The sequence below is a fragment of the Mesorhizobium sp. M2A.F.Ca.ET.037.01.1.1 genome, assembly GCF_003998075.1.
GTDB lineage: Bacteria > Pseudomonadota > Alphaproteobacteria > Rhizobiales > Rhizobiaceae > Mesorhizobium.
Genome location: NZ_RZSA01000146.1, coordinates 1 through 9,547, shown reverse-complemented (window position 1 = coordinate 9,547; position 9,547 = coordinate 1). Strand labels below are relative to the sequence as shown.

Here is a 9,547-nt window from a genome sequence, read left to right as displayed (position 1 = left end):
CTCTCGGATCGTCGTGCCGAAGCCGTTGCCGAGGCGCTCACCAATGCCTTTGGCATCCCGGCCGAGAACCTCACCACGCAGGGCTATGGCGAGGAATATCTCAAGGTCAACACGCCTGGGCCGAACCGTGAGAACCGCCGTGTCGCCATCCGCCGCATCACCTCGCTGGTGGCGCCGGTCGCGAGCAACAGCGAGCAGTAATGGATGCATGTCGCCCAAAGTGTGCAGCGGTTTTGGGGCAAACGACATACATTAGACAAAGACATAGACCGCGTCGCGCTGAATTCGTTCAGCGCGACGCGGTTTAGCCTTTGATCTCAAGGTCTGATCGGATTTTTGGATTCAGAGCTTGAGATGAAGGCCCGTCCGCGTCGGACGGGCCTTTTCCTTTCCTGGCTCAAGAAGATTTGTCCTGTCGACTGGAGCTAACTCATTGAATTGCCGCATTGCGACACCCAGATTCCAGACAGGGCGTTCCCTGCCCTGTCCCGACTCCAGCGGGACACGACTGAGCCCCGCCGGTCCCCCTCTCCGGCGGGGTTTTTTGTCTTGAAAACCGGCCCTGTCTGGCCGAAATACCCTCTATCGCAATCTGACCGGAACCCTTCATGAAGCGTCTCGAACTCGCCATCGAATCCGTCATCCTCGCCTCGCGCTGGCTGCTGGTCGCCTTTTATCTCGGGCTCGGCGTCGCGCTCGCGATCTACGCGCTCTCCTTCGGCAAGAAGCTCTACGAGTTCGTGACGAGCGTCTTCACGCTCGGCGACACGGACACGATCCTGAAGATGCTCGGCCTGATCGACGCCGCGCTTGTCGCCTCACTGGTGGTGATGGTGATCATCTCGGGCTACGAGAATTTCGTCAGCCGCTTCGACGATCAGGACGGCGAGGTCCATTGGCTGGGCACGATCGATGTCGGCTCGCTGAAGGTCAAGGTCGCCTCGACCATCGTCGCGATCTCGTCGATCCATCTGCTGCAGATCTTCCTCAACCACTCTTCTTACACGGCGGAGCAACTGATGTGGCTGACCATCATGCATCTGGCCTTCGTGCTTTCGGCGCTGATGCTGGCCTATATCGACCGGGTGATGGCGCTGGCCAAAGGCAAGAAGATGGAAGAGTAGGCGCGAAGAGGCGCTCGGGCCCACAAGCGGCCAAGCGCAGATTCCGTTTTACCTCCGCGATAGCGTGCATTGCTCCGTAAACCGCGACACAGCTGCGTGTCGTTTTCGACAGGCGGATGGCGCGGCCCTCAGGCCGCGCTCGCGATCCCGGCCGCAAAGACCATGACCGTGGGCCGGCATTTCGCCGCTCTGGAGCAGCCGGACCTGCTCGCTGAAGAGGTGCGCGGGTTCTTCAGGCCCTGCGCGGCCGGCTCGTAGAGGCGAGGTCCGCGTAACTGCCGCTACCGCTCATCGTTCGAGGCGAAGACACGTCCGTCTCGCCTCGCGCAGAACTTCGGCCCTAAGCAGCGAGGAGCCGCCGGTTCAGCTGCATTTCTCGCCCGGAGCCGCCGTGTCATGGAAGCCAGCTGAGCTCGGCCTTGAGAGCGCGCGTTTGGCCGTGCGGAAGATGGTTTCAAAAAAAGCCGGCCATATAGCTGAAACGGTAATCTTTATCAGGGCGGACAAAATTGTAACCGGTTGCGACCTTAGTATCGTCGCTCTTGTACATAGACCATATGGCCAGCAATTCGCCGTGGTGAACAAAGACCTTGTCGGTCTTGAAGTACGTTCCCGGCATCTTCTTCTGGAAGTCCTCGATATGCGCGATGAGGCCGTTGCGCGTTTTGCCTTCTCCACCCGGGTTCGTGAACACGACGTCGTCGGAAACGCTCTGCTTGAGAAGGCGCTCGCGTTCGGCTGCGACGATTGGGCCGTAGGCGGCGAGATAGGCGTCCCACCGTCGTTCAAGACTATCGATAGCCATAATCAAATCCTCGGATATTTTCGTGTTTGCCCCAAGCATGGGAGTGAAACGCGCAATTGACCTTCAACGTGCTCAGGGAATATATGTCTACGGGGCCGTACGGTCGATAATCGAAAGCCCAAAACCGTTTACGTATCGTCCAATCCGCATGGATCCATTCCTCGATCTCATTGGCTTGCTTCGGCCGCGCGCAACATTATGGGGAGGTCTTGAAGCCTCAGGCCGATGGGCTCTGTCGTTTCGAAAGAGAGACGATCTTCTGTTTTGCTGGGTCGAGCAAGGCGAGTGTCAACTGGTCCGGTCCGCTCATTCACCCGTGCTATTGCAACGCGAGGATTTCGTCCTGATCCGGACTTCCGCGCCATTCACTCTCACGTCGGACCCGTCGATAGAGCCGGTGGACAGTGAAGCGGCGGTCGCTGCGACAAAGAATCCTCGTCTGCGGCTCGGTGAGGGCACGGACTCCCCCGTTACCTTGCATGCGGGCCGGTTCGGCTTCGATACGGCCAATGAGAATCTTTTGGCCGGTCTGATGCCATCCTTCGTCCATATACTGGCCGATGACACATCCTCGGGCCGCGTGCGCTCGCTGTTGTCGATGAACGAGACAGAATCCAGATATCCTGGACCCGGCAGCGAATTTATCATCGCACGCTTGGTTGAATTGATCCTTGTGGAGATATTGCGGACAAAAGTGCCGCAAGTGGATGAAGAGCATGCAGGTCTGCTCGCCGGCCTTGCCGATCCGGTAACCTCGCGCGCGCTCTCTGCAATGCACAAAGACGTTGCCCACAACTGGACCGTTGCGGATCTAGCTCGGCTTTGCGGTGTTTCCCGGTCATCATTTGCTACCAGATTCCGCAAGGTCGTGGGAACAGGTCCTATCGAATACCTGCTGCAGTGGAGGATGGCCGTGGCCAAGGATGAGCTGCGCCGCGGAACGCGGAGCGTTGGGGAGATCGCCCTGGCGATCGGCTTTCAATCGTCGAGCGCATTCAGCACGGCGTTCGCACGCGTTGTGGGATGTCCACCGAAATACTTCAGCTGCCTCCCTCCAGGGCAGCTTTGATCTCGTCGACACGCGGTAGGATGTAGCCGAAGCCACGCATCGTGCGATGAACGATCCCTCAAGCCTGTCGTGCGGATTTCCGCAGGAGCTGACGCGTGGGCCTGCACGTCAGCGACGTGACACGGCCGAGCGCCCTGGTCAGCCGTGCAAAGAGGCCGCGACGAGGCTCTGCATCGAGGTGGTAGGACGACCGATCAGCCGACCCAGCGCGCCACCGTCGTCGAACAGCGCCCCGCGCGAGGCCGCGACGTCGGCATCGGCCAGAAGTGCAGCGAGATCGGCTGGCAGGCCGGCACCCGTCAACAGATCCCTGTAGTCAGCCTCGGACAGATCGTTGTGGATGATCGTCTTGCCTGATTGCCGCGAAACCTCCATCGCAAGCTCGGCAAATGTGAAGGCATGGTCTGCGGCGAGCTCGTAGGTCCTCCCCACCTGATCGCTGGCCGTGAGCACCGCGGCTGCGGCCTCGGCATAGTCCCGCCGCGCGCGGATGGCGCGGCCCTCAGGCCGCGCTCGCGATCCCGGCCGCAAAGTCGCGATAGGTGTGCAGGGGGCGGCCCAAAATACTGACCAGCCGTACAACGTCATCGGCCTCCGGGATCATGCCGTCGCAGACATAGCGTTCGGCCATCAAGCGCATCTCGTAGGCCGTCCATTTCGGCATGAAGCTCGCCATGTTCTGCTCGAACGCGCCGGGATCGTCGCCCCCATAGACCACCGGGCGACCCAGAAGGTCCGACCAGATCCTGGCCACGTCGGGGCCGGTCAGCGTGTCGGGCCCCACCACGTTGATGGTCTCGACCGGCAGCTTGCCGGGCGCGGAGTCGCGGCGGATCAGCTCGATCGCGGCTACTTCGGCGATGTCACGAGCGTCGACCATGGCTACGCCCTTGCTGCCAATCGGCATCGGATAGACGCCGTGCTCCATAATGACGTCCTTTACCATCCACTCGTTGTCGATGAAGTAGGTCGGACGCAAGATCGTGGCGCTGAAGTCCATCTGCACCAGCATGCGCTCGGCGCCGAACTTCACGGCGAAATGCGGGACGTTCACCGCCCGATCGGCTTCGAACACGGAGAGATAGACGACACGGTCGACGCCCGCTTCGCGAGCAACGTTAAGCGTGATGATCGCCTGGGCAAATTCGTCACCCGTGACGGCATTGAGCAGGAAGAGCGTGCTCACGTCTTTGAAGGCGCTGCGCAGTGCATCGATGTCGAGGAGATCGCCCTTGGCGACGTCGACACCGGTCGGAAAGCTGGCTTTCGCAGGGTCGCGGGTCAGCACACGCACGGTTGCGCCGCGCTGGAGGAGTTGATCGACGACATGGCGGCCGACGCGGCCGGTGGCACCTGTAACGAGGATGGTCATTGGGGTTCACTTTCTGTTTGAGTTAAAAGGCACGCTCAAAATGAGTGATCCACATGCATCCCGATAGATGGTATGTTTGGACGGGTCGTCTCACTGGTGGAACAGAAATGAACAAAATCGTGGATCTTCTCGCTCTTGCCGACTTCAACCTGGTGGCCCGCCACGGCGGGTTCGGAAAGGCCTCGCGCGCAGCCGGCCGGCCAAAGGCTACTCTTTCCAGACGCGTGGCCGATCTCGAGGCAAGTCTTGATCTGCGCCTGTTCGAACGTGGTTCGCGGACGCTCAAGCTCACGGAGGAGGGACGGGCCCTGTTTGAACGAACGGGCTTTCTGCTCACAGAACTGGATGAGACGGCGAAGGCGATCGCTTCGGGCGGCCATAGCCCGCGTGGCCGCCTACGCATTAGCGCGCCACTGCTCTTTTCTCAGACCGCGGTCGGAAAGCTCGCGGCCGGCTTCGTCCTTAGATACCCGGAGGTTCGGTTGGAGATCACCACGGAAGACAGGGCCGTGGATATGATCGAAGAAGCCTACGACCTCGTCATCCGGGTGAACCCGCAGCCGGATGCCAGCCTTGTCGGGCGAGTGTTCCTGCGCGATCGGCTGGTGGTGGTGGCCAGTCCGCACCTGACGGCCCCAGCCTCTGGGCACCCTGTTCCCGCGATCAGTCGAGGCTCGTTGAACGAGTCCGAAGCCTGGCAAGTCATGACCTCGTCCGGCAAGTCGACGATCAACGCCAAGCCAGTGCTCAGCCTGGCGTCATTCGTCATGGTCCGAGATGCGGTGCGCATGGGGCTCGGCGCCGCGCGCCTGCCGTTGTCGCTTGCCAGTGGCGATCTGGCTGCCGGCACACTGGTGCATTGGGGGGATGTGTCAGGGCCCGAGACGGCGCTTTGGGCCCTTTATCCCTCGAGGCGTTTGCTCAGCCCCCGCGTGTCAGCGTTCCTCGACTACTTGAAGGAAGCCTTTCCGCAGGGGACGGCTGATGAATTGGCAGCCTATGTCGCGGACTGAGCAATTCGGCCACCGTTCCTACGAACCCACCCGCGGCGAGCAAAACGGCGAACAAGACAAGCGGAGCAAGTGGGAAAACTCCGGGTGGCGCAACACGCTCAACACCGCAGCCGCCATGGTGACGGCCGTTGGTGTCAGCGCAACGCGTGTTGCACGCCCGGTTCTGTCAACGTGACATCGGCTGAGCGCCTGGCTCAGCCGTGCAAGGAGGCCGCGACGAGGCTCTGCATCGAGGTGGTCGGACGACCGATCAGCCGCCCCAGCGCGCCACCGTCATCGAACAGCGCCCCGCGCGAGGCCGCGGCGTCGGCATCGGCCAGAAGTGCAGCGAGATCGGCAGGCAGGCCGGCGCCCGTCATCACATCCCTGTAGTCAGCCTCGGACAGGTCGTTGTAGATGATCGTCTTGCCCGATTGCCGCGAGACCTCCGCCGCAAGCTTGGCAAATGTGAAGGCATGGTCTGCGGCGAGCTCATAGGTCCTCCCCGCCTGGTCGCTGGCCGTCAGCACCGCGGCTGCGGCCTCGGCATAGTCCCGCCGCGCCGCGGATGAGAAGCGCCCGTCCTTCGCAGCGCCGACGAAGGCGCCGTGCTCAAGCGCTGCCGGGAGCGCCATGAGATGGTTTTCGGTGTACCAACCATTGCGCAGGATCACGGCGGGCAGGCCCGAGGCAGCGATGACCTCCTCCGTCTGCCGATGCTCGATCGCGAGCATCGCGGGCGACGTGTCGGCGTGCAGCATGCTCGTATAGGCGATCAGCGAAACGCCGGCCGCTGTTGCTGCGTCGATCACGGTACGATGCCGCGGAAGGCGGCCACTGACTTGGGTCGAGGAAATCAACAACAGTTTCTCGACGCCGGCCAGGGCCGAACGGAGCGTGTCGGGCCGGCTGTAGTCAGCCTCGCGCACGATCACGCCGCGTTCGGTCAGATCGCTGGCCTTTGCAGGGTCGCGAACCGCCGCGACGATCCGGTCAGCGGGAATGGTCTTCAGCAGCGCCTCGATCACGAGGCGGCCCAGTTGTCCTGTTGCTCCAGTTACTGCGTACATTGTTCAGTCCATTTCGTGTTTGTCGGATGAATAGCCCCTAAATAGCGACGATCGTTACCACGGGAAACCACGTATCTTGGGGTTACCATCGTTTTCCGGTAACCAACTGGAAACTGCCCCGCAAAGGGATGTGCGATGGTTCTCAAGGTAAGGAAGAAAGTGGCGACGCTCCCCGGTTGCCCGATGTCGAAGTGCATGGATCTGCTCGGCGGTTGCTGGACGCCGGAGGTGCTCTGGTCATTGAGTGAAGGGCCGCGCCGGTTCTCCGAATTGCGCCGCGATAACCCCTTCATCTCCGCGAAGGTCATGACGAGCCGGCTGCGTGACCTTGAGCAGCGTGGCGTCCTGACCCGCCACGTCATGCCGACGTCGCCTCCGACGGTGGAATATGAGCTGACGTCATTGGGGCAGGAACTGCTCCCCGCGATCAGATCGATCGTCGATGTCGGTTCGCGCCTGCTGCTGCGTGACTCTTCAGGCTAGAGCGATGGCGCGGTTTGCTTGCCGAGAAAAAATTCCGAAGCTGGCGGTCGAATTGGAATAATCTATCTCTACAGACTTAGGGGAATAATACCCTATAGCGCGATGCTTCACGGCCACGTCGAGGCAGTTTGACGCCATAGGAACAGACAGGAATGGTTCACGAAACCCCCGACCGCATCAAAGTCCTGTGGTTCCTGCCGACCCATGGCGACAGCCGCTATCTTGGCACCTCGGAAGGGGGCCGGGCGGTCGATCTGCCTTATCTGACGCAAGTGGCGCAGGCGGCCGACACGCTTGGCTATTACGGCGTGCTCCTGCCGACGGGCAGGTCCTGCGAAGATTCCTGGGTTATCGCATCGGCTCTGGCGCCGCTGACAGAGCGGTTGCGTTTCTTGGTCGCGGTGCGGCCCGGCCTGCAGTCGCCGACGCTCGCGGCGCGCATGACGGCAACGCTCGACCGCATCTCCAACGGACGGCTGCTGATCAATGTCGTCACCGGCGGCGATCCGCTGGAGAACAAGGGCGACGGCATCTTTCAGTCGCATGCCGAGCGCTACGAGGTGACGCAGGAATTCCTGCAGGTCTACAAGCGCGTGCTGAGCGGCGAGACGGTCGAGCATCAGGGCAAGCATTTCCGCATCGAGGATGGCCGCCTCCTGTTCCCGCCGGTGCAGACGCCCTATCCGCCGCTCTATTTCGGCGGGTCTTCCGATGCGGGCTCGACCGTGGCGGCGCAGGAGATCGACAAATATCTGACCTGGGGCGAGCCGCCCGCCGATGTCGCGCGCAAGCTCGACGGCGTGCGCGCGCTCGCCGAAAAAGCGGGTCGCAAGCTCTCCTTCGGCATCCGCCTGCACGTCATCGCCCGCGAAACCACCGAGGAAGCCTGGGCCGCCGCCGATAGGCTGATCAGCCGGCTCGACGACGCGACCATCGCTTCGGCGCAGAAGGTTTTCGCGCGCATGGACTCGGTCGGCCAGGCGCGGATGAGCGCGCTGCATGGCGGCGACCGGTCCAAGCTGGAGATCGCGCCGAACCTGTGGGCCGGCGTCGGCCTGGTGCGCGGCGGCGCCGGCACCGCGCTGGTCGGCGATCCGGCCACGATCGCCGAGCGCATCGACGAATACAGGCGGCTCGGCATCGACACCTTCATCCTCTCGGGCTATCCGCATCTCGAAGAAGCGTATCGCTTCGGCGAGCTGGTGCTGCCGCATTTGCCGACCGAGCATCCGGTCAAGGCGCCCGGCTCGTTCGTCAACACCGGTCCTTTCGGCGAAACGATCGCAGGCGACCATCGTCCGAATTCGCTCGCCAGCGCGTCGTGAACGCGCTGCTGCCTCGGCCGCGAAGCCATGTCGTCATCCTCGGCGGCGGCTTTACCGGCGGAGCCGTGGCTTGGCATCTCGCGCGCCGGCCTGGAGGCCCCTCCATCACCGTCGTCGAGCCGCGCCCGTTCCTGGGCGGCGGGCTGGCCTATTCCAGCGAAGAGCCGTCGCATCGCGTCAACGTGCCGGCGTCCAGGATGAGCCTGTCGCCGGACGAGCCGGAGCATTTTTTGCGCTGGCTGGCGCATGACGGCGAGGCCGAGCGCGACCCAGACTCAGTCTGGCGCGATGGCGATATCTTCCCGCAGCGACGGGTCTTCGGCCGCTACGTTGCCGAGCAACTGGCGCCGCATGTCGCCAGCGGAGCGGTCCGCCATGTTCGCGATCGTGCCAGCGATGTGAGGCGCAACGGCGACGGTTGGATCGTGACTGCCTCCGGTCAACTGATCGCCGCCGACATGGTCGTGCTCGCCATGACGCACCCGTCGCCCGATGTTCCGGTCGCGCTGGAGCCGATCGCCGATGCGGATGGTTTCGTTGCCGATGTCTACTCTGGCGATGCGCTCGGTTCGATCGCTCCCGAAGCGTCGGTGCTGATCGTCGGCTCGGGGCTGACCTCGGCCGACACCGTCGCCGAACTCGATCGCCGCGGCCATCGCGGGCGCATCCTGGCCGTGTCACGCCATGGATTGCGTTCGCGCGGGCACCCGCAGGTACGTGGCGAACCTTTTGGCGATTTCACTGCCGCGCCGGCCACGACCGCGCTCGGATTGCTCGAAGATATCCGCTCGACGCTGGCAGCGGCCGATGCCGGCGGCGTCAATTGGCAGTCGGTCTTCGATCAGCTGCGGCTGCAGGGACCGGCGATCTGGTCCGCTCTCAAGAAAGATGAGCGCACCCGGCTGGTGCGACGGCTGCGCGCGTTCTGGGACGTGCATCGCTTCCGCATCGCGCCGCAGGTCCAGGCGGTGCTCGATCGTCGCCACGCCGAAGGCACGTTCGATAATATCGCCGCGAGTCTTGTGGCCTCGAACGACGACGGAGACGGCCTGGCCGTCACTTTGCGCCGGCGCGGCCAAAGGCAATTCGAGACGATGCATTTCGACGCGGTGATCAACACAACGGGGCCGGCGCATGGCAAAACGCTGCGGACCAATCCGGCGCTGCGCTCGCTTGGCGATGCCGGCTTGATCCGGATCGACAGCCACGGGCTCGGCATTGCAACCGGGCGCGACAGCCGCGCCGTCGGTCCGGATGGCGAGCCTGTGCCTGGCCTTTTCATTGCCGGGCCATTGGCACGCGGCACC

Annotated in this window: 12 protein-coding genes; 8 read left to right on the top strand and 4 right to left on the bottom strand. The window is 63.0% G+C overall.

Annotation, left to right across the window (positions count from 1 at the left end; genetic code table 11):
• The 3 genes from EOA27_RS10115 to EOA27_RS41500 form a co-directional block, all read left to right on the top strand.
• Positions 1–201 (top strand): OmpA family protein (locus EOA27_RS10115; RefSeq protein ID WP_145970311.1); only part of this gene is annotated, 201 nt, incomplete at its 5' end.
• 407 nt (positions 202–608) lie between these two features.
• Positions 609–1,124 (top strand): TIGR00645 family protein, encoded by a 516-nt coding sequence (locus EOA27_RS10110; RefSeq protein ID WP_126081784.1) that lies wholly within the window; start codon positions 609–611, stop codon positions 1,122–1,124.
• Between the two features lie 96 nt (positions 1,125–1,220).
• Positions 1,221–1,382, top strand: coding sequence for a hypothetical protein (locus EOA27_RS41500; protein WP_189343093.1), 162 nt, complete (start codon positions 1,221–1,223; stop codon positions 1,380–1,382).
• A 196-nt stretch (positions 1,383–1,578) separates the two neighbouring features.
• Here EOA27_RS41500 and EOA27_RS10105 read toward each other — a convergent pair whose 3' ends face one another.
• On the bottom strand, positions 1,579–1,929 hold the full coding sequence (locus tag EOA27_RS10105; protein WP_189343094.1) for a nuclear transport factor 2 family protein: 351 nt from the start codon (positions 1,927–1,929) through the stop codon (positions 1,579–1,581).
• Positions 1,930–2,077: 148 nt separating this feature from the next.
• Between EOA27_RS10105 and EOA27_RS10100 the strand changes: the two genes are divergently transcribed.
• Positions 2,078–2,998, top strand: coding sequence for an AraC family transcriptional regulator (locus EOA27_RS10100; RefSeq protein WP_126081786.1), 921 nt, complete (start codon positions 2,078–2,080; stop codon positions 2,996–2,998).
• A 138-nt stretch (positions 2,999–3,136) separates the two neighbouring features.
• Here the strand turns inward: EOA27_RS10100 and EOA27_RS10095 are convergent, their stop codons facing one another.
• Both EOA27_RS10095 and EOA27_RS10090 read right to left on the bottom strand, forming a co-directional pair.
• Positions 3,137–3,451, bottom strand: a complete 315-nt coding sequence (locus tag EOA27_RS10095; protein ID WP_189343095.1) for a hypothetical protein — start codon at positions 3,449–3,451, stop codon at positions 3,137–3,139.
• A 49-nt stretch (positions 3,452–3,500) separates the two neighbouring features.
• On the bottom strand, positions 3,501–4,370 hold the full coding sequence (locus tag EOA27_RS10090; RefSeq protein ID WP_126081787.1) for an NmrA/HSCARG family protein: 870 nt from the start codon (positions 4,368–4,370) through the stop codon (positions 3,501–3,503).
• Positions 4,371–4,489: 119 nt separating this feature from the next.
• Here EOA27_RS10090 and EOA27_RS10085 point away from each other — a divergent pair, with 119 nt between their 5' ends.
• Positions 4,490–5,383, top strand: a complete 894-nt coding sequence (locus EOA27_RS10085) for a LysR substrate-binding domain-containing protein (protein ID WP_126083745.1) — start codon at positions 4,490–4,492, stop codon at positions 5,381–5,383.
• A 194-nt stretch (positions 5,384–5,577) separates the two neighbouring features.
• On the opposite strand, the gene EOA27_RS10080 is transcribed toward EOA27_RS10085, so the two are convergent.
• Entirely contained in the window at positions 5,578–6,432 is an 855-nt protein-coding gene (locus tag EOA27_RS10080; protein WP_127256067.1) for an SDR family oxidoreductase, read from the bottom strand.
• 135 nt (positions 6,433–6,567) lie between these two features.
• On the opposite strand from EOA27_RS10080, the gene EOA27_RS10075 reads away from it, so the two are divergent.
• The 3 genes from EOA27_RS10075 to EOA27_RS10065 all read left to right on the top strand — a co-directional run.
• Positions 6,568–6,915: a helix-turn-helix domain-containing protein gene (locus EOA27_RS10075; RefSeq protein ID WP_126081788.1), complete on the top strand. Its 348-nt coding sequence runs from the start codon at positions 6,568–6,570 to the stop codon at positions 6,913–6,915.
• A 152-nt stretch (positions 6,916–7,067) separates the two neighbouring features.
• Positions 7,068–8,240 (top strand): FMNH2-dependent alkanesulfonate monooxygenase, encoded by a 1,173-nt coding sequence (gene ssuD, locus EOA27_RS10070; RefSeq protein WP_126081789.1) that lies wholly within the window; start codon positions 7,068–7,070, stop codon positions 8,238–8,240.
• Positions 8,237–9,547 (top strand): FAD/NAD(P)-binding protein (locus EOA27_RS10065; protein WP_127256065.1); only part of this gene is annotated, 1,311 nt, incomplete at its 3' end. The genes ssuD and EOA27_RS10065, both read left to right, overlap by 4 nt.